Genomic DNA, 17,654 nt, shown 5'->3' with positions numbered 1-17,654 from the left:
GCACAATGGGGAGATGACCGCTCCCGCCGAGTCACAAGCGCTGCTGCTCAAACTGCTCGATCCCGCGCAGCGCGCCGATCCGTACCCGGTGTACCGGCAGATCCTGCAGGGCGGACCGATGCAGATCCCCGAGGCCAATCTGCACGTGCTGTCCAGCTTCGCCGACTGCGACGAGGTGCTGCGCCACCCCGACTCGTGCAGCGACCGATTGAAGTCCACCATGGCGCAGCGCGCGCTGGCCGCCGGGCAGCAGCCCCGTCCGTTCGGCACCCCGGGATTCCTGTTCCTCGACCCGCCCGACCACACCCGACTGCGCAGGCTGGTCAGCAAGGCCTTCTCGCCGCGAGTGGTCAAAGCCCTCGAACCCGATATCACCGCACTGGTCGACGGCCTGCTGGACGCGGTGACCGAGCGCGGTGAATTCGAGGCGATCGCCGACCTGGCCTATCCGCTGCCGGTGGCGGTGATCTGCCGGCTGCTCGGCGTGCCGATCGAAGACGAGCCCAAATTCAGTTCGGCCTCAACACTTTTGGCGCAGGGCCTGGATCCGTTTGCCACCTTCACCGGCCAGGCCCAAGGCCTCGAGGAGCGCCTCGAGGCGGGGCTGTGGCTGCGCGGCTACCTGCGTGAGCTGTTGGAACGACGGCGGGACCAGCCCGCCGACGACCTGATGTCGGCGCTGATCGCGGTCGAGGAGTCCGGTGACCAGCTGACCGAGGACGAGATCGTCGCGACCTGCAATCTGCTGCTGATCGCCGGCCACGAGACGACGGTCAACCTGATCGCCAACGGCATCCTGGCGATGCTGCGCCACCCCGAGCACTGGACGGCGCTGAGCGCCGACCCGGACCGCGCGGCGCCGATCATCGAAGAGACCCTGCGCTATGACCCGCCGGTGCAGCTGGTCGGCCGGGTCGCCGGCGCCGACATGACGATCGGGCAGAAGTCCGGCGGCGGCGTCATCGACGTCCCCAAGGGCGACACCATGATGCTGCTGCTGGCCGCCGCCCACCGGGATCCGGCCGTGGCCGAATGCCCCGAGACGTTCGACCCCGCGCGCGCCTCGATCCGCCATCTCGCCTTCGGACACGGGGCGCACTTCTGCCTCGGCGCACCACTGGCGCGGATGGAGACGACGGTCGCGCTGTCGGCCGTCACCAAGCGCTTCCCCCGCGCCCGGTTGGCTGGTGAACCGGTCTACAAGCCACACGTCACCCTGCGCGGCATGGCCCGACTCGACGTCGCGATCTGAGCCGCCCCGAACGGAATGTCGCTGAATGGCGGTGACCGTCGGGTCGAGAAGGCTGTAGGTCCGCCCCCGAACGTGCTATGACTGGGGCTGAAATGGGCTGGGCCTCGATATACGGCGGGTGGGGGACGATGTCGCGTACCAGGGATCGCAAGCACTCCGACCGTCGACGGGTTCGCCAGCGGGGCCTGCCGGTGGTCCACTGGCTGCGCATCTGCACTGCCACGGCCGGTATGGGCCTGGCGCTGGCAGCGGCACCGGCGGTCGCCTTCGCCGACGACGGCGGCGGCACCGGTCATTCGGGCGGTTCCGCGCGGGCGCAATCCACGGCCGCCGCCGCGGGGACCGCTGGTCCGGCCAAGGCGGGCGGCGTCGCGCAGAAGGCACCCGGGGCCCGGCGCGCCAGTGTTGCTGCGGCGCGCCCGTCGAGGTCGGCGGCCGCGCCGGCCGACCGGAAAACCCGCACCGCGGCGGCGGCGATACCGAACGCCGCGGATACCGCGTCAGCGTCTACGGCAAGTGAACCCGCCCCGGCGGCCGCCGCGGCAACCGGCCACAGCGTCCGGGTCGCCGCGGCGGTACCGGCGATCACGGCCCAGACCCGGTTGGCCGCCGCGTCGTGCAGCACCTGTGGGATTTCGTCGATTGCAGTGGGCATCGAGCAGTTCCTCGCCAGCGCCGCGACCTGGCTGGCCGGATTCCCGGCCAACCCGATCACCGACGCGCTGCAGGGTGGCATATGGCTGATCCGCCGCACGCTCTTTCCGGCCAGTGTCGGCGTGATCACCGCCCCGATCCAGATCCCGCTCCAACTGGTCGAGGTGTGCCCCGACGGGACTGACTCCGCCGGTAACTGCAAGGGGTCCGTCCTGCAGCGCGTCGGCATCTATGCCGCGCTCGGCTCGGGCAACCCCACCCCCCAGTTCTTCGAATTCGACACCGGCGCAGCAGGATTCCACGCTGCCTATGCCTCCGACCCCGCGACGGCCTCGCCGTGGTGGGGCTCATCGGGGGTCACCACCGGCGAGCCCATCACCAAGTCGTTCGACAGCGGCGCGATCTACCAAGGTGTCGAGGCGACCACCACGGTGTCGTTCTTCGCCTCGCTGACCAGCAGCACCCCGCTGCTGACGACCGCCAATGTCAAGGTCGGCCAGATGGACCAGATCTCCGTGGTCAAGGACGGCAAGACCGAGGTCGTCTGGGACCCAGCCGGATCGGTGGACGGCAAACCACCCGTCGACGACGCCTTCTACGGCGACTTCGGTGCGGCACCGAGCTACGAAGGCAACGGGATCTCCAATCTGTTGAACGAACTGACCTTCGCCCGAGGGGTTTTGCCCGGCTACCGGATTCACGTTGATGCCGATACCGGGCAGTCCTGGCTTCAGATCGGTCTCACCGAGGCCGACGTCGCCGATTCGACCGGTCTGTACTTCGCGATGAACCCGGATTCGTCGGCGCCTGGGGCGGCCACCGCCCCGAACAGCAATACGCGCTACTACGCCCCGCAGCTGTTCCAGGCGACCATCACCATCGTCGACGGATCGGGGGCGCCCTTGATCGCCGACACCAACGTCGGTATCACTCCCGACACCGGTGCCGACACGACACTGCACAACACCGACCGAAGTTCGTCCTCCAGCGCCGTCACCTACGCCGGAATCACCATCAGCTCGACGGACGACAGCAAAAAGGGACATCTCGAGAGCGGGCTTGGCTTTTCGCTGTCGGGAACCACGACCACCGGATCGCAGCCGACGTACTTCCAATTCGTCACCGACCCCGGAATCGACGGCGGCCGGGTGAACGTCCAGAACGCCACCTCGGCAAAAGAGGTCTACTACCTCAACACCGGGATCTCGCTGTTCCTGGAGAACGACGTCGTGTACAGCATGGGCAACGCCAGCGGCGGCGGAACGCTCGGCTTGATTCCCCACCCCATCCAATAGCGGATCGCCACGAATCGGAAAGGCTGACGTCATGGGTGAGCATCGCAGGACCGCCGGCCGGCGCCTCCAGCCGTACGCCTGGTTAGGCGCCGGCGTGCTGGCATTGTCCTTCGGCGCCGCGCTGGCGAATTCACCTGCGGCTCAGGCCGAGACCGGGACGAAATCGGATACCAGCAAGCCGGCCGCCCAGGGCCGGCCCGCCAAGGCCGGCCCCGCGGCGGGGGCGGCCAAGGTCGCGAAACGGAGCGTGACGGCGCCCTCACCCGGACGGCCGGCGGCAGGACAGGTGGCGGCGTCGTGGAGTCCGGGCAGCGTCATCTCCCTGTTCGTCTCTAACGGAACCGCCGATCATCCCAATGCCGGAATCCTGATCGGCAACGGCTACAGCTACAACGCCGACCGGTGCCAGGGAACCGCCGCGTGCAACGGTGGGAGCGCCGGGCTGCTGCTCGGATCCGGCGGCAATGGATTCAATGGCGGAAATGGCGGCGGCGCCGGACTTTTCGGAGGCAGCCCCGGCGCCGGAGGCGACGCGTCGACCAGCTGCACCACCAATTGCAACGGCGGCAACGGCGGTAGCGCCGGGCTCACCGGGGTGGGCGGCGCCGGTGGTACCGGACAGGGCGACGGCACGGGCGGCGACGGTGGCCGCGGTGGCCTGCTCTATGGCACCGGTGGCGCCGGCGGGAAGGGCGGCGACGACGAGGGCCAGGGCGGCGCAGGCGGCTCGACCGGGCTGGTGGGAACCGGCGGGGTCGGCGGACACGGTGGTTCCGGCGGCGCAGGCGGTACCGGCGGGCAGGGTGGCGTGCTCTGGGGCAACGGCGGCGCGGGCGGCAACGGAGGCAAGGCCACCGACGCCGGAGGCGTCGACGGCGCGGGCGGCGCGGGCGGCAAGGGTGGGAATGCATCTCCAATTGCGCTGTGGGGCAACGGTGGCGGCGGCGGGCAAGGTGGTGACGGCAAGGCCGGTGCCAAGGGCACCGACGGCGCCGATGTCGGCGGGTCCGGCAAGGACGGGGGCGACGGCGGCGACGGCGGACTTGGCGGCACCGGCGGTGCCGGCGGCAACGGTAGCTGGATCTTCGGCGCGGGCGGCACGGGCGGCAAGGGCGGCAACGGCGGCGACGGGCGTGAAGGCGGCCGCGGCGCCGATGGGTTGGATGCCACGACCCCCGGTGGTACCGGCGGCGAGGCGGGCAACGGCGGAAACGGTGGGGTCGGTGGCGCGGGCGGCACCGGGGGCGCGGCCGGGACGTCGCGGTTCCTGCTGCTCTTCGAAGTGGCCGGCGTCGCCGGTGACGGTGGTAACGGCGGCAGCGGCGGTAAGGCCGGCGAGGCAGGCAAGGGCGGCCGGGGCGCTGACGGTAACGCGACAAACCTGAACGGCGGCAACGGTGGTGACGGCGGCGACCCGGGCAGCGCCGGTGCCGGCGGGGCGGCTGGGCAGCCGGGCGGGGACAGCGGCGGCGCCCACCCCGGCAAGACCGGGCCGAGCGGGGCCTGGCTCACCTCCGGGGGCGACGGTGGCCGCGGAGGAGATGGCTACGACGTCGTGGCCGTCGGGGCGACCGGCGGTAACGGTGGCAACGGCGGTAGCGGCGGATCGGTCGGCAACGGGGGTGCCGGCGGTGCCGGCGGCAACGGCGGACCCGGCGACACCACGACTGCCGGCGGCGACGGTGGCACCGGGGGAGTGGGTGGTTCCGGCGGAACGTCCCTGGGCGACGGCGGCGCCGGTGGTGCCGGCGGCCTCGCCGGCGTCGGGGTCAATGGCAGTGGCCTGCTCGACATCATCACCAGCATCGGGGGATTCAAGTCACCGAGAGGTGTGGCCGTCAGTCCCGACGGCAGCCTGGTTTTCGTCGCCGACTGCGACCACAAGAGCGTCGTCGTCATCGGGACCTCGACCAACAGCATCACGACGACCCACAGTGGATTCGACAAGCCGGAGCAGATCGCCGTTACCCCCGACGGCGCGTATGCCTACGTCACCGACAGCGACGGCAAGGTCGCCGTCATCGCCATCACGATCGACGCCATCAAGAAGATCGGCGGCTTCGACTCGCCGACCGGTGTCGCGGTAACCCCAGATGGCACAACCGCTTACGTCACCAACTCGGCCGGTGACTCGGTAGCGGTGATCGACACCGCCACCAACCAGATCAGCCAGACCATCAGCGGCTTCTCCGGGCCGGTGGCCGTCGCGGTCAACCCGGTGAGTCCCCAGGCCTACGTGGCGGACTCAGCGAACGGCCGGCTCGCGGTGATCGACACCACCACCAACCAAATCACGTTGCAAGCCCTCGGCTTGACCGAGCCGAATGCCCTCGTGGTCACGCCCTCGGGCCAGTACGTGTACGTCACCGACTACGGGGCCGGCGAGGTGAAGGTGTTCGATACGACCATCTTCGGGTCCCAGACCATCAGCGGCATCACCAAACCGACCAGCATCGCGATCAGCCCGGACGGCAGCCGGGTCTACGTCACCAACAAGGTTGCTGCCGGTGACGACGATTACGAGCTGACGGTGATCGACACCGCCACCAACCAGATCACCTACACCATCACCGGACTCGACGAACCCGCCGGTGTGGCGGTCACCGCCGACGGCACCGTCTATGTGACCAATCGTGGCGGCGACTCGGTGACGGTGATCGGGCAGGTCGGTGGAACGGCGGGTGGCCACGGCGGTGCGGGCGGAGATGGCGGCAGCGCACAGTCACAGTTCGGCGACGGGGGCGCCGGCGGGGCCGGTGGTGACTCGCTGTGGTTCTCCGGCGCTGGCGGTGACGGCGGTGACGGCGGTGACGGCGGCTCGCTGGGCAGCGGCGGGGACGGCGGCTCGGGCGGCAAGACCGGCACGAACGGCACCGACGGGCATCATGGGACGCCGGGCACGCCGTGATCGGTGGCTAGCCGAACTGCTCGGCCAGCCGGTTGCGGTCGACGGACCCCTTGGCGGTGACCGGAAGCGCATCTACCGCCGAAATCCGTTCCGGTACTTCGAAACGCGCCAACCTGGCGGCGCAGAAATCCCGCAGCCTGTCGGCGTCGAACGGTGTGTCCACCCGCAGGATGACCACCGCGGCCACCTGCTCGCCGTACTTGGCGTCGGGCACCGGGAACACCGCGGCCTGCACGACGTCGGTGTGGGCCAGCAGCACCTCTTCGACGCGTTCGGGTGAAATCTTCTCGCCACCGCGATTGATGATGTTCTTGATCCGGCCCCGAAGTGTCAGTGTGCCAGCATAATCCAGCGAGCCGAGGTCGCCGGTGTGTAGCCATCCGTCGGTGAACGTGCTTTCGGTGGCCGCCGAATCGTTGAGGTAGCCACGGGCCACCGCCGGGCCGCGCACCCACACCTCGCCGGTCGTGCCGGCAGCGGACGCCCCGCCTTGGCCGTCGGAGATGCGGATCTCGGCGCCTACCGGGGCGCCGACGGTCTGCCACCGGGTCTCGGCCGCCGCAGCCGGGGACACCGCACACGCTTGATGGGTTGCCTCGGTCATGCCGTAGGCGGGCAGCACCGGCGCGCCGAACGCCGATTCCAGCCGCTGCGCCACCGCTGGAGGCAACGGGGCGCTGCAGCTGCGCAGGAACCGCAGCCCGGCGCGGGCCGGTGCGCCGGCCGGCGCGGTGTCCAGCAGCACCTGGTAGATGGTCGGCACCGCGGTGATCCAGGTGGCCTCGGCGGTGGCCACCTCGTCGAAGAAGCTGTGCGCCGAAAAGCGGCCCGCTGCAGGCAATCCCAACCGTCCACCGCTGCGCAGCGTGGCCAGAAGACCGGCGACCAGACCGTGCCCGTGGAACATCGGCATCACCGCGACCGTGGTATCCGCAGCGCTCAACCCGTAGGCGGACACGACGTTGTTCATCGCCGCGGCCAGGGCGTCGTGAGTCCACGGCACCATCTTCGGTCGCCCGGTGGTGCCCGAGGTGAACATCACCATGGCGTCCTGAGGTGTCAGCCCCACCGCCGCGGGGTCACCGCCGCGGGCCGGGGTACCGACGACCGTGCAGCAGGTTTCGGCGATGCGCACCAGGAGTTCGGGGCTGTCCTGAAGGGGTGCGGCCACCGCGTCGGTCAGTACGGCGCGTGCTCCCAGCCGGTGCAGCCGGTCGCCCTGTTCGCCGGCCGGCAGCGCCGGGTCGAGCGGGGCCACCACCAAACCCGCCCGCACCGCGCCGAGCAGCGCCACGACATAGGCGGCATTGTTGACCGCCCGCAGCCCGACCACGTCACCGGGCTCCAAACCGTTGCGCGCCAATGCTTCAGCCGCCTGATCCACCAGATCTGCCAGCCCCCGGTAGCTGATGCGACGGTCGGTCGCGGTGTCGACAAGGGCAACCGCCGCGGGGCTGGCCGCGGCGGTGTGGGCCGCCAGCTCGCCCAGCTTCATGATTGAATCGGCGCGGGTTGCAGGGCGCTGCGCGGATTGAGATTGGTCAGATGGCCGCTTTCGGTTCCGGCTCCCGGATCCAGTTCGCAGTCGATGAGCGCCGGACGTCCGGCGGCCACCGCCGCGGCCAGGGCCTGCGCCAGCTCGTCGGGGGTCTGCACGTGATACCCGGTGCCGCCGAACGCCTCGATGAGCCGTTCGTGGCGGGCCCGCGGCGCCAGGGCGGTGGGTGCCGGGTCGGGCCCCGGCGGGCGGTCGTCGTCGCCGCGGTAGACACCGCCGTTGTTGAGGATCAGCACGGTGATGGGAAGTTGATATCGGCAGATGGTTTCGATCTCCATCCCGCTGAAACCGAAGGCACTGTCGCCCTGCACGGCGATGACGGGCTGGCCGGTCTCGACCGCCGCGGCGATCGCGTAACCCATGCCGATGCCCATGACACCCCAGGTGCCGGAGTCCAGCCGATGGCGCGGCACGGCCATGTCGACGACGTTGCGGGTGACGTCCAGCGCGTTGGCGCCCTCGTTGACCAGATAGACCTCGGGGTGGTCGCGGACGAATTCGCGCACCGGGCGCAACGCGTTGTGGAAGCGCATCGGGTGCGGATCCTCGGCGAGCCGGCGCGCCATGCCCGCCGCATTGCGCTCCCGTCGCTCGACCAGCTCGGCATGCCAGTCGACCGAGCACAGCACCGGGTGCCGTTGCAGCCCGGCGGACAGCGCGGTGATCACCGACTTGATGTCGCCGGCCAGCGGGACAGCGGTGGGCTGATTGCTGTCGAATTCGGTTGGGTCGATGTCGATCTGGATGAACTTCGCCCCGCTCGACCAGTGCGGGGCCTCGCCGTGCTGCAGCAGCCAGTTCAGCCGGGCGCCGACCAGCAGGACAACGTCGGCTCGCGACATCGCCAGCGAGCGTGCCGCGGCGGCACTGAGCTGGTGATCGTCGGGAATCAGGCCCTTGGCCATCGACATCGGCAGGAACGGAATTCCGGTGGTCTCGACGAATGACCGGATCTCGCGATCCGCCCGGGCGTAGGCCGCTCCCTTGCCCAGCACGATCAGCGGTCGCTGTGCGCCGGCGAGCAACTCCAACGCCCGCAAAACCCCTTCATGCGAGGGGGATTGGCCCGGTGCTGGATCGGCGACCTTCCACAGCGTCGCCGCGCCGGTGGCCGCGTCGATGGTCTGGGCCAGGACGTCACCGGGGATGTCGAGGTAGACCCCACCCGGGCGGCCCGACACCGCGGTGCGGAACGCCCGGGCGATTCCGCGCCCGATGTCCTCGACGCGGTCGACGCGGTAGCTCGCCTTGGCCAGCGGTTTGGCGATGGCCATCTGATCGAGTTCCTCGTAGTCGCCGCGCTGCAGGTCGACGACGGCGCGGGTGCTGGAGCCGGCAATGTGCACCATCGGGAAGCAGTTCACGGTGGCGTTGGCCAGGGCGACCAGGCCGTTGAGGAACCCCGGCCCGGACACTGTCAGGCAGACTCCCGGTCTGCCGGTCAGGAAGCCCGCCGCCGCGGCGGCATGCCCGGCGTCGGATTCGTGGCGGAAGCCGATGTAGCGGATCCCCGAGGTCTGGGCCAGTCTGGCCAGGTCGGTGATCGGGATGCCGACCACGCCATAGATGGTGTCGACGTCGTTGAGTGTGAGCGCGTCGACCACCAGGTGGAACCCGTCGGTCAGCGCACGAGCGTCAGGCGAAGTCATACCTGCAGAGTCTGCGCGCCGGCCGGCGCCGGTGCCAGAGCGCTAGCTGCACAAGCTGGGGTGGGGTTAACCCCCAGCCGTCAGCGGGATCGTCACGCTCATCGCGGTGCCGCGGCCCGCCTCGCTGACGATCTCGATGCTGCCCGATATCGCCTCGACCCGGTCCTTGAGCCCGATCAGTCCCGAGCCGCCGCCGGTGGTGGCTCCACCGACGCCATCGTCGGCGATCTGTAGCCGCAGCTCCGCGGCGTCCACCCGCGCCCAGACGGTGACCTCCTCGGCCTCCGCGTGCTTGGCCGCGTTGGTCAGCGCCTCGGCCACGACGTAGTACGCCGCCACCTCGACGGACTCGGGCAGCCGGCGGTCGACGTCGAGGTCAAGGCTCACCGGAACCGCCGAGCGTCGGGCCAGCGTCTTGATAGCCGGGCCCAGCCCGCCGCGCGACAGGATCGCCGGATGGATGCCCCGGGACAGCTCCTGCAGGTCGACGTGCAGGCTGGCCATCCCGTCGATGATCTCGGTGAGCTGCTCTCGAATGTCGGGCACCTCGGTGGGTACCGCGGATTCGAGGGCTCGCAACTCCAGGCTCAGCGAGACGATGCGCTGCTGCGCGCCGTCGTGCAGGTCACGTTCGAATCGCCGGCGGGCCTGGTCGGCCGCGGAGACGATGCGTGCCCGCGACGCGGTGAGCTCGGCGCTGATCTGCTGACGGTCCCGGGCCGCGGCCAACAGCGCCTGCAACGACGGCACCAGCCGGTGCAACCGCTGCATCGCTGGTCGGGGCAGCTCCGCAGGCACCAGGAGGGTGCCCACCCGGCTGTCGCCGTCCCGAAGCGGGATCGCGCAGCAGCGCGCGTCGGAAACCACGGTTTCCAAGTCCAATTCGGCGTACGGGGACGCCGATCACCTCGGCAACGCGGCGGCCGGCGGCGGCCAGTGCCGAATCCAGGTCGGCGGTCCGCAGCATCAGGCGCGCCAGCTCGGCGGCCAGATCGGCCTCGATGCGTCGCTGCATGGCTTCGGCCGCCCGCAGCCTGGCCTGACCCACCAGCAGATTGGTCAGCAGCGCCAAGGTCAGGAACACCACCAGTGCCGGAGCCAGGCTGCCGCTGCCCTCATTGACGTGAAACCACACGTAGGCCATCGCGCTGGCCAGTGAGGTCGCCACCGAGAGCCGGAAGCCCCACCCCGCGGAGATGACCAGGACTCCGAGTAGGAACAGCGCCCCGAAGGCGTTGTCGGGCGCCACCCGTTTGAGTACGTGGACGATCAATGTCTCGACGGCGATGAACGCGACTGCGGTGACCATGCCCCAGATCAACGGGGGCGGCGTCGGCCGTAAGAGCAACGCCAGCAGACGATCCGGCCACGGTGTGCGCGGCTGGAGGTCTGCGGCTGGTGACGGTGTCATGGTGTCAACCGATCGTAGAGGCCGCCGCGCACCTCACACACCCGTGAGGTTTACCGCTAGCGGGAATGCCAACTCACACGGCGCTCTGCCATGCTCGATGGATGCTTGGTATCGGTGGTTCGTGATGCGCTGTTTGATCGTCGACGACAGTGCGCAGTTCCGTACGACTGCGAGCACGATTCTGCAGCGCGGTGGGATCGCCGTCGTCGGGATGGCCTCCAATGCCGCCGACGCGCTACGCAGTTACCAGGAACTGCGGCCCGATGTGACCCTCGTCGACGTCGACCTGGGCGTCGAGAGCGGCTTCGACGTCGTGCGCGCGCTGCACGATGTCGGTGCGCCGCCGTCGGCGATGATCCTGATCTCCACGCATTCGGAGTCCGACCTCGCCGACCTGATTGCGGTCAGCCCGGTCTCGGGCTTCCTGCCGAAGGTCGCGTTCTCCCCGCAGGCGGTTCGCGACCTGGTCGGTGGCCTTTAACAGGTTGTTGCTCACAGGGATTCGAGATACACGATCACCGCGCGCACCCGGCGGTGGTCGTCATTGGTCTCCGGCAGATCCAGTTTGGTCAGGATGCTGCGGACGTGCTTTTCCACCGTGCCCTCGGTGACGAAGATCCGCCGGGCGATACCGCTGTTGGACAGACCCTCGGCCATCAGCGCCAGCACCTCCCGCTCCCGGCTGCTCAGCGCCGACAGCGGGTCGTTGCGGCGGCGGACCGAGACCAGTTCGGCCACCAGGGCGGGGTCGACGACCGACGCTCCGTTGACGATGCGACCGAGGGTGTCCAGAAAGTCGTTGACGTCGGTCACTCGACTCTTGAGCAGGTAGCCGATCGCCTGACCACCGGAGAGCAGCTCCACGGCGTGGTCGACGTCCACGTGCGCCGACAGCACCAGAATGGCTGTCTGAGGCGCTTCCTGGCGGATCTGCCGGGCGGCGTCGAGACCTTCGGTGCTGTGGGTGGGTGGCATCCGGATGTCGACGACCACCAGGTCGGGGTGTTCTCGGCGGACCAGGTCGAGCAGCGCACTGCCGTCGCCGGCCTGACCGACGACGTCGAGGCCCGGAGCGGGCCAGCAAGCTGCTGAGGCCTTCCCGCAGCAGCACGTCGTCATCGGCCACGACCACCCGTGTGCTAGCCATCCAGTCCTCCCTACGCCGAATCGACCTCCAGTGTCTCATCGGTGCGGCATGCGTCATGTAGATCATCGGTGGCACGGCAGAACACTTTGCTGATGCAGCTGTCCTGTGCAATGCCGGCACTGGGCAGCCGCACGTGCTCAACGGCCACGGCGTGGACCAACTCGAGCTAGGTCGACGGCCGCGAGGACTGAATCCGGCGCGCTGCCACGGCAGGCGCGGTAAGTTGCACGATGTGAAAATTCTGTTGGTGGGTGCGGGTGGCGTCGGTGCGGCATTCTGTTCGATCGCGACGCGACGTGATTTCTTCGACCAGATCATCGTTGCCGACTACGACGAGGGTCGAGCACGGCAGGCCGCGGAGGCGGTCAACGACTCGCGGTTCACGTCGGCGCAGATCGACGCCAGCTCGGCCGACGCGGTGGCCGAGGTGGTACGTGCGAACGGGATCACCCATGTGATGAACGCCGTCGACCCGCGGTTCGTGATGCCGATCTTCAACGGTGCACTCGCCGGTGGTGCGGACTACCTCGACATGGCGATGAGCCTGTCCACCCGCCACCCGGAGAAGCCCTACGAGCTCACCGGGGTGAAACTCGGCGACGAGCAGTTCGCTCTCGCCGACGACTGGGTCGCGGCCGGACGGCTGGCCCTGGTGGGAATCGGCGTCGAGTCGGGCCTGTCCGACGTGTTCGCCCGGTATGCCGCCGATCACCTGTTCAGCGAGATCGACGAACTCGGCACCCGGGACGGATCGAACCTGACTGTCGACGGCTATGACTTTGCACCGTCGTTCTCGATCTGGACCACCATCGAGGAATGCCTCAACCCGCCGGTGATCTGGGAGGCTGACCGCGGCTGGTTCGTCACCGAACCCTTCAGCGAGCCTGAGGTTTTCGACTTCCCCGAGGGGATCGGCCCGGTGGAGTGCGTGAACGTCGAGCACGAAGAGGTGCTCCTGATGCCGCGCTGGATCAAGTGCAAGCGAGTCACGTTCAAATACGGACTCGGTGACGAGTTCATCGACGTGCTCAAGACGCTGCACAAGCTCGGGTTGGACCGCACCGAGAAGGTCACGGTCGGTAGCAAGAACGGTCCGGTCGAGGTGAGCCCGCGCGACGTCGTGGCGGCCTGCCTGCCAAACCCCGCCACGCTGGGCCCGCAGATGAAAGGCAAGACGTGCGCGGGGATGTGGGTGACCGGGACCGGCAAGGATGGCAAGCCGCGCTCGACCTACCTCTACCATGTGACCGACAACGAATGGTCGATGGCCGAGTATGGCCACCAGTGCGTGGTGTGGCAGACGGCGATCAATCCCGTTGTCGCACTCGAACTTCTGGCCAGCGGCACCTGGAGTGGGACAGGTGTTCTCGGGCCGGAGGCGTTCGACGCGGTGCCGTTCCTGGATCTGCTGAACGCCTACGGGTCGCCGTGGGGGCAGATGGAACTGCCGGTCTGACCGCCGTCTAGAGCGGGTTGAGCACCCGGTCGAGGAATTGCCGGGTGCGTTCCTGCTGCGGGTTTCCGATCACCTCGTCGGGCGACCCCTTCTCCAGGATGACGCCGCCATCGGTGAAAAGCACCTGACTGGAAACCTGCCTGGCGAACTGGATTTCGTGAGTGACGATCACCAGCGTCCAGCCCTCGATCGCGAGGTCCTTGATCACCGAAAGCACCTCGCCGACCAGTTCTGGATCCAGCGCCGAGGTCGGCTCGTCGAACAGGACCAGTTTGGGCTTGAGCGCCAGCGCTCGAGCGATACCGACCCGCTGCTGCTGTCCGCCGGACAGTTGGTAGGGGTACTGGTCCCTCTTCTCGGCAAGCCCGACCCGATCGAGGAGTTCGACGGCCTCGGCGACCGCTTCCTCCTTGGGACGCTTCTGCACGATGACCGGGCCTTCGATGATGTTCTGCAGCACCGTCTTATGCGGAAACAGGTTGTGGCTCTGGAATACAAAGCCGCTGCGCGACTGGAATCGGCGCACCTCGGGCTTTGGCGTCGGCTTGGAGAAGTCGATCTCGACGTCGTCGACCCGGATCACCCCGGCATCGGCCCGGTCGAGCGCGTTGAGCGTGCGCAGCAGCGTCGTCTTGCCGGACCCGGACGGCCCGATGATCGCCGTCGCGGTGCCCCGCTCGACGGTGAACGAGACGCCCTTGAGCACCTTGTTGTCGCCGAACGCCTTATGCACATTGTCGGCGACGACGCGGTATTCGACGCCCTCGGTGTCAGTCATCGCGCCACATACCTTTCCAGTCGTCGTTCCAGGCGGCTCTGGCCGAAGGAGAGCACCAGGCAGATGATCCAGTAGTACACAGCCGCGGTGCCGTACAGCGCGAAGAACTCGAAGGTCGGGGCGGCGGCCACCTGGGCGGTGCGCAGCAGTTCGGTCACCAGAATCGTCGATGCCAGCGAAGTGTCTTTGACCAGCGAGATCAGCGTGTTCGACAGCGGTGGGACCGCCACCCGGGCGGCCTGGGGGAGGATGATCCGCCGCAGCGCACCGGCGTAGTGGTAGCCGATGGTCTCGGCGGCCTCCCACTGGCCCTTGGGAATGCTCTGGATCGCCGAGCGGATGATCTCAGCCGCGTAGCCGCCGACGTTGAGGCTGAACGCGATCACCGCCGCCAGGAACGGCTCAAGTTTTATCCCGATTTGTGGGAGCGCGAAGAAGATGATGAACAGCTGCACCAGCAACGGGGTGCCGCGAATGATCGAGATGTAGAACCGGGAGACGTTGGACAGCACCACATTCTTGGACAACCGGCCCAGGGCCACCACGAGTGCGATCACCAGGCCGATGACGAAGCTGATGATGGTCAGCGGAACGGTGACCGTGATCGCCGCTTTGGCCAACGGCCACAGGTTGTCGGCGATGAGCTTCCACACCGAGCGGTGCCCGGGTTCGCCGGCGCCCGGGGCCGGGCCTCCGGTGGCGTTGGCTTTCAGGTACTTCTGCGAGATCGCGGCCAGGGTGCCGTCGGCCTTCAGCTCCTCGAGTGCCTTGTTCAACTCGGGCAGCAGTCCGCTGTTCTTTCGGGCCGCGAAACCCTGCTCGCTCTTCTCTCCGATCGTGGCGCTGATTTTGACTGACTGATTGTTGGTCTCGGCTTGGTAGGCGTGGAAGGCGATGCTGTCGTTGACGACAGCGTCCACCCGGCCCTGGTTGAGCAGGGTGATGGCCTGAGTGAAACCCTCGACTGGGGCCACCGTCGCACCGGCTTCGCGGGAGATCTGGGCCCAGTTGCTGGTGATGCTGGCACCCACGGTCTTGCCCTTGAGATCGTCCAGCGAGGTGATCGAGTCATCGTCCGCCCGAGTGATGATGACGCCTTCCCCCACCGAATACGGCTCGGACAGGTCGTATTTGCTCTTACGTTCGGGGGTGATGGTGACCTCGTTGGCGACCACATCGAACCGGTTGGCCTCGAGCGCGGCGAAGATGGAGTCCCACGGGGTCTGGATGAACTCGACCTGCTTGCCCAGCTTCTCGCCGACCGCATTGGCGACGTCGACGTCGTAGCCGGCCAGCTGTCCGGTGGCGGGATCCTGGAAGCTGAACGGAGCATACGTACCCTCGGTGCCGACCCGCAGCACCCCGGAAGCGAGCGGACCTGCGCTGTTGTCCTTGGACCCGCAGCCTCCGAGGAACGCGACGGCGATCAGCACGACAGCCAGTACGGCGGAGCGTGGAAGATGGCGCATTCGGCGGACGTTAACGAGGTCGAGGGTGCCCGCCAAGGGTTGCGATCAAACCGGTTGATATATCCAGGGCTCGCGCGGCAGCCGGTCGGGATCGAACCGGACCAGCAGCTCGCCCAGGTTGGCCGACGGCCAGCCCAGCGACTCGGTGATCAGTGCGAACGCACGTGGGACGCCGAGCTCGCCCAGCGTCACCGCCCCATCGCGTTTGGCCAGCCGCTTGCGCTCGGCGTTGAGCACCAGCGGCACATGGGCGTACACCGGTTGCGGGTACCCGAGCAGCCCGGCCAGGTAGGCCTGCCGCGGTGACGAGGACAGCAGATCATCACCGCGCACCACCTGGTCGATACCCGACAGCGCGTCATCGACGACGACCGCGAGGTTGTAGGCGAAAACTCCGTCCCCGCGGCGCAGCACGAAGTCGTCGACGACTCCGGTGTAGCTGCCGTGCTGCAGGTCGGTCACGGTGAACTCGGCGACGTCAGCGCGCAGCCGCAGCGCCGGTGGCCGGCTTTCCCGCCGCGCGGCGCGTTCGGCGTCGCTCAGCCGTCGGCAGGTCCCCGGGTAGGCCCCTTCCGGGGCGTGCGGGGCCCGCGGAGCGCTGAGGATATCTCTTCGGCTGCAATAGCATTCGTAGACCAACCCGCGTTCGGCCAGCATTTCGAGCACCGTCTCGTAGTGGCTGCGCTGCCGGGATTGCCATTGCGGCTCGGCATCCCAGGTGATCCCGATGGCGGCGAGGTCGGCCAGTTGGCGCTCGGCCACCTCGTCGTGGGTCCGGTCGTCGAGGTCCTCGACGCGCACCAGGAACCGTCGGCCGGTTGAGCGGGCGAACAGCCACGCCAGTACAGCGGTGCGCAGATTACCGACGTGCAGGTCGGCTGACGGGCTGGGCGCGAACCGGCCCGCGCCCGGTGCTGGGCGGGTCACGCCCGCAATCTAACTCGGCTCAGCCTCGCGGCCCCAGCCCGGGGATGATCTCGCCGAGGTTGAACGTGACCGGGCGCTCGAGCTGCTCGTAGGTGCACGACCCCGGCTCGCGGTCCGGGCGCCACCGGTTGAACTGAGCGGTATGGCGGAACCGTTCGCCCTCCATGTGGTCGTAGCGCACCTCGACCACCCGTTCCGGCCGCAGCGGCACGAACGACAGATCCTTCCCCGCGTTCCATCGCGACCCGGCGTTCTTCTGGGGCGTACGTTCGCCCGCCTCGTGCGCGGCCCAGTTCCATGGGTGGCCCTCGAATTCGGCTATCAGAGGCTGTAATTCGGTGAACAACTGGCGGCGCACCGCCATCTTGAAGGCCCCGATGACGCCCACTGACACCAGTACACCGTCGTCCTTGTACAGCCCCAGCAGCAGTGAGCCGATCGCGTCGTCACCCGACTTGTGCACCCGGTAGCCGGCCACCACACAGTCGGCGGTCCGTTCGTGCTTGATCTTGAACATGATTCGCTTGTCGGGCTGGTAGGTGATCGTCAGCGGCTTGGCGACGACACCGTCGAGCCCGGCGCCTTCGAACTCGGAGAACCAGCGTTGTGCCTTCTCCGGGTCGGTGGTGGCCGGCGTGACGTGAAACGACGGGCCGGCATCGGCCAGGGCTGTTACCAATGCGGCGCGGCGCTCGCTGAACGGCCGGCCGGTGTAGTCGACGTCGCCGAGCGCGAGCAGATCGAAGGCGACAAACGACGCCGGGGTTTTCTCGGCGAGCATGCGCACGCGGGAGTCGGCGGGATGGATGCGCTGCTGCAGGGCATCGAAGTCCAAGCCGTGGTCGGTGGCGATGATGATCTCGCCGTCGATAACACAGCGCGGTGGCAACTCGGCGAGCGCGGCGCTGACGAGTTCGGGGAAGTACCGCGTCATCGGCCGCTCGTTGCGGCTGCCGAGTTCGACGTCGGCGCCGTCGCGGAAACACACCGACCGGAACCCGTCCCACTTGGGTTCGTAGGACGCCCCGGGTGGGATGGTCGGCACCGACTTGGCGAGCATCGGCGAAACCGGCGGCATGACGGGCAAGTTCATCGATCATCTCGTCTCGTACGGGTAGCGTCGAAATGTGAGCCGACTCCCATTCAACCC

The 17,654-nt window shown here is 68.4% G+C and carries 12 protein-coding genes and 2 pseudogenes; 5 read left to right on the top strand and 9 right to left on the bottom strand.

Translation table 11 applies throughout. From position 1 onward, the window contains the following. The first annotated feature begins 13 nt into the window (after positions 1-13). The 3 genes from ADBZ9K_RS21430 (at position 14) to ADBZ9K_RS21420 (ending at position 6,109) form a co-directional block, all read left to right on the top strand. Positions 14-1,252, top strand: coding sequence for a cytochrome P450 (locus ADBZ9K_RS21430; protein WP_526623969.1), 1,239 nt, complete (start codon positions 14-16; stop codon positions 1,250-1,252). A 128-nt stretch (positions 1,253-1,380) separates the two neighbouring features. Further along, on the top strand, positions 1,381-3,201 hold the full coding sequence (locus tag ADBZ9K_RS21425) for a hypothetical protein (protein WP_526623967.1): 1,821 nt from the start codon (positions 1,381-1,383) through the stop codon (positions 3,199-3,201). 31 nt (positions 3,202-3,232) lie between these two features. Next, a complete protein-coding gene (locus tag ADBZ9K_RS21420; RefSeq protein ID WP_526623965.1) occupies positions 3,233-6,109 on the top strand; it encodes an NHL repeat-containing protein in 2,877 nt (958 codons plus the stop codon). 7 nt (positions 6,110-6,116) lie between these two features. Here the strand turns inward: ADBZ9K_RS21420 and ADBZ9K_RS21415 are convergent, their stop codons facing one another. The 4 genes and pseudogenes from ADBZ9K_RS21415 to ADBZ9K_RS21400 all read right to left on the bottom strand — a co-directional run bounded on the left by ADBZ9K_RS21415 (position 6,117) and on the right by ADBZ9K_RS21400 (position 10,727). Then, on the bottom strand, positions 6,117-7,604 hold the full coding sequence (locus ADBZ9K_RS21415) for a FadD7 family fatty acid--CoA ligase (RefSeq protein ID WP_526623964.1): 1,488 nt from the start codon (positions 7,602-7,604) through the stop codon (positions 6,117-6,119). After that, complete coding sequence (gene oxc, locus ADBZ9K_RS21410; protein ID WP_526623962.1) at positions 7,601-9,316, bottom strand: oxalyl-CoA decarboxylase; 1,716 nt, start codon at positions 9,314-9,316, stop codon at positions 7,601-7,603. Before oxc ends, ADBZ9K_RS21415 begins: the two co-directional genes overlap by 4 nt. Positions 9,317-9,382: 66 nt before the next feature. Continuing rightward, positions 9,383-10,048, bottom strand: a pseudogene (locus ADBZ9K_RS21405) (sensor histidine kinase); the annotation flags it as partial. Then, complete coding sequence (locus ADBZ9K_RS21400) at positions 9,942-10,727, bottom strand: hypothetical protein (RefSeq protein WP_526623960.1); 786 nt, start codon at positions 10,725-10,727, stop codon at positions 9,942-9,944. The gene ADBZ9K_RS21400 and the pseudogene ADBZ9K_RS21405, both read right to left, overlap by 107 nt. A gap of 124 nt (positions 10,728-10,851) precedes the next feature. Here ADBZ9K_RS21400 and ADBZ9K_RS21395 point away from each other — a divergent pair, with 124 nt between their 5' ends. After that, positions 10,852-11,208: a response regulator transcription factor gene (locus ADBZ9K_RS21395; RefSeq protein WP_526624303.1), complete on the top strand. Its 357-nt coding sequence runs from the start codon at positions 10,852-10,854 to the stop codon at positions 11,206-11,208. A gap of 11 nt (positions 11,209-11,219) precedes the next feature. Here ADBZ9K_RS21395 and ADBZ9K_RS21390 read toward each other — a convergent pair. Continuing rightward, positions 11,220-11,874: pseudogene (locus tag ADBZ9K_RS21390) on the bottom strand (response regulator transcription factor). Between the two features lie 232 nt (positions 11,875-12,106). Between ADBZ9K_RS21390 and ADBZ9K_RS21385 the strand changes: the two are divergent. Beyond that, positions 12,107-13,330 carry a saccharopine dehydrogenase family protein gene (locus ADBZ9K_RS21385; protein WP_526623958.1) on the top strand — a complete coding sequence of 408 codons (1,224 nt, stop codon included), beginning with the start codon at positions 12,107-12,109 and terminating at the stop codon, positions 13,328-13,330. Positions 13,331-13,337: 7 nt separating this feature from the next. Here ADBZ9K_RS21385 and ADBZ9K_RS21380 read toward each other — a convergent pair whose 3' ends face one another. Genes ADBZ9K_RS21380 through ADBZ9K_RS21365 form a run of 4 tightly spaced genes read right to left on the bottom strand, consistent with a single transcriptional unit; the run spans position 13,338 to position 17,597 of the window. Next, positions 13,338-14,108 (bottom strand): amino acid ABC transporter ATP-binding protein, encoded by a 771-nt coding sequence (locus ADBZ9K_RS21380; protein ID WP_526623956.1) that lies wholly within the window; start codon positions 14,106-14,108, stop codon positions 13,338-13,340. Then, positions 14,105-15,577, bottom strand: a complete 1,473-nt coding sequence (locus tag ADBZ9K_RS21375) for an ABC transporter permease subunit (protein ID WP_526623954.1) — start codon at positions 15,575-15,577, stop codon at positions 14,105-14,107. The genes ADBZ9K_RS21380 and ADBZ9K_RS21375 overlap by 4 nt, the downstream gene beginning before the upstream one ends. A gap of 45 nt (positions 15,578-15,622) precedes the next feature. Next, the gene (gene gluQRS / locus ADBZ9K_RS21370) at positions 15,623-16,504 is read right to left on the bottom strand and encodes a tRNA glutamyl-Q(34) synthetase GluQRS (protein ID WP_526623952.1); all 882 of its coding nucleotides are present in this window, start codon (positions 16,502-16,504) and stop codon (positions 15,623-15,625) included. A 19-nt stretch (positions 16,505-16,523) separates the two neighbouring features. Continuing rightward, the gene (locus tag ADBZ9K_RS21365) at positions 16,524-17,597 is read right to left on the bottom strand and encodes an ATP-dependent DNA ligase (protein ID WP_526623950.1); all 1,074 of its coding nucleotides are present in this window, start codon (positions 17,595-17,597) and stop codon (positions 16,524-16,526) included. Between the last annotated feature and the right edge of the window lie 57 nt (positions 17,598-17,654).

Source organism: Mycobacterium sp. (assembly GCF_965229265.1).
Classification (GTDB): Bacteria; Actinomycetota; Actinomycetes; order Mycobacteriales; family Mycobacteriaceae; genus Mycobacterium.
This window is presented reverse-complemented; position numbering and strand designations above follow the sequence as displayed.

Excerpts from the sequence above, each read along its gene's own strand:
- ADBZ9K_RS21430 (WP_526623969.1), top strand. The coding sequence starts at position 14 with ATGACCGCTCCCGCCGAGTCACAAGCGCTGCTGCTCAAACTGCTCGAT.
- oxc (WP_526623962.1), bottom strand. The coding sequence starts at position 9,316 with ATGACTTCGCCTGACGCTCGTGCGCTGACCGACGGGTTCCACCTGGTG.
- ADBZ9K_RS21395 (WP_526624303.1), top strand. The coding sequence starts at position 10,852 with ATGCGCTGTTTGATCGTCGACGACAGTGCGCAGTTCCGTACGACTGCG.
- ADBZ9K_RS21375 (WP_526623954.1), bottom strand. The coding sequence starts at position 15,577 with ATGCGCCATCTTCCACGCTCCGCCGTACTGGCTGTCGTGCTGATCGCC.
- ADBZ9K_RS21380 (WP_526623956.1), bottom strand. The coding sequence starts at position 14,108 with ATGACTGACACCGAGGGCGTCGAATACCGCGTCGTCGCCGACAATGTG.
- ADBZ9K_RS21420 (WP_526623965.1), top strand. The coding sequence starts at position 3,233 with ATGGGTGAGCATCGCAGGACCGCCGGCCGGCGCCTCCAGCCGTACGCC.
- ADBZ9K_RS21365 (WP_526623950.1), bottom strand. The coding sequence starts at position 17,597 with ATGAACTTGCCCGTCATGCCGCCGGTTTCGCCGATGCTCGCCAAGTCG.
- ADBZ9K_RS21400 (WP_526623960.1), bottom strand. The coding sequence starts at position 10,727 with ATGACACCGTCACCAGCCGCAGACCTCCAGCCGCGCACACCGTGGCCG.
- ADBZ9K_RS21415 (WP_526623964.1), bottom strand. The coding sequence starts at position 7,604 with ATGAAGCTGGGCGAGCTGGCGGCCCACACCGCCGCGGCCAGCCCCGCG.
- ADBZ9K_RS21425 (WP_526623967.1), top strand. The coding sequence starts at position 1,381 with ATGTCGCGTACCAGGGATCGCAAGCACTCCGACCGTCGACGGGTTCGC.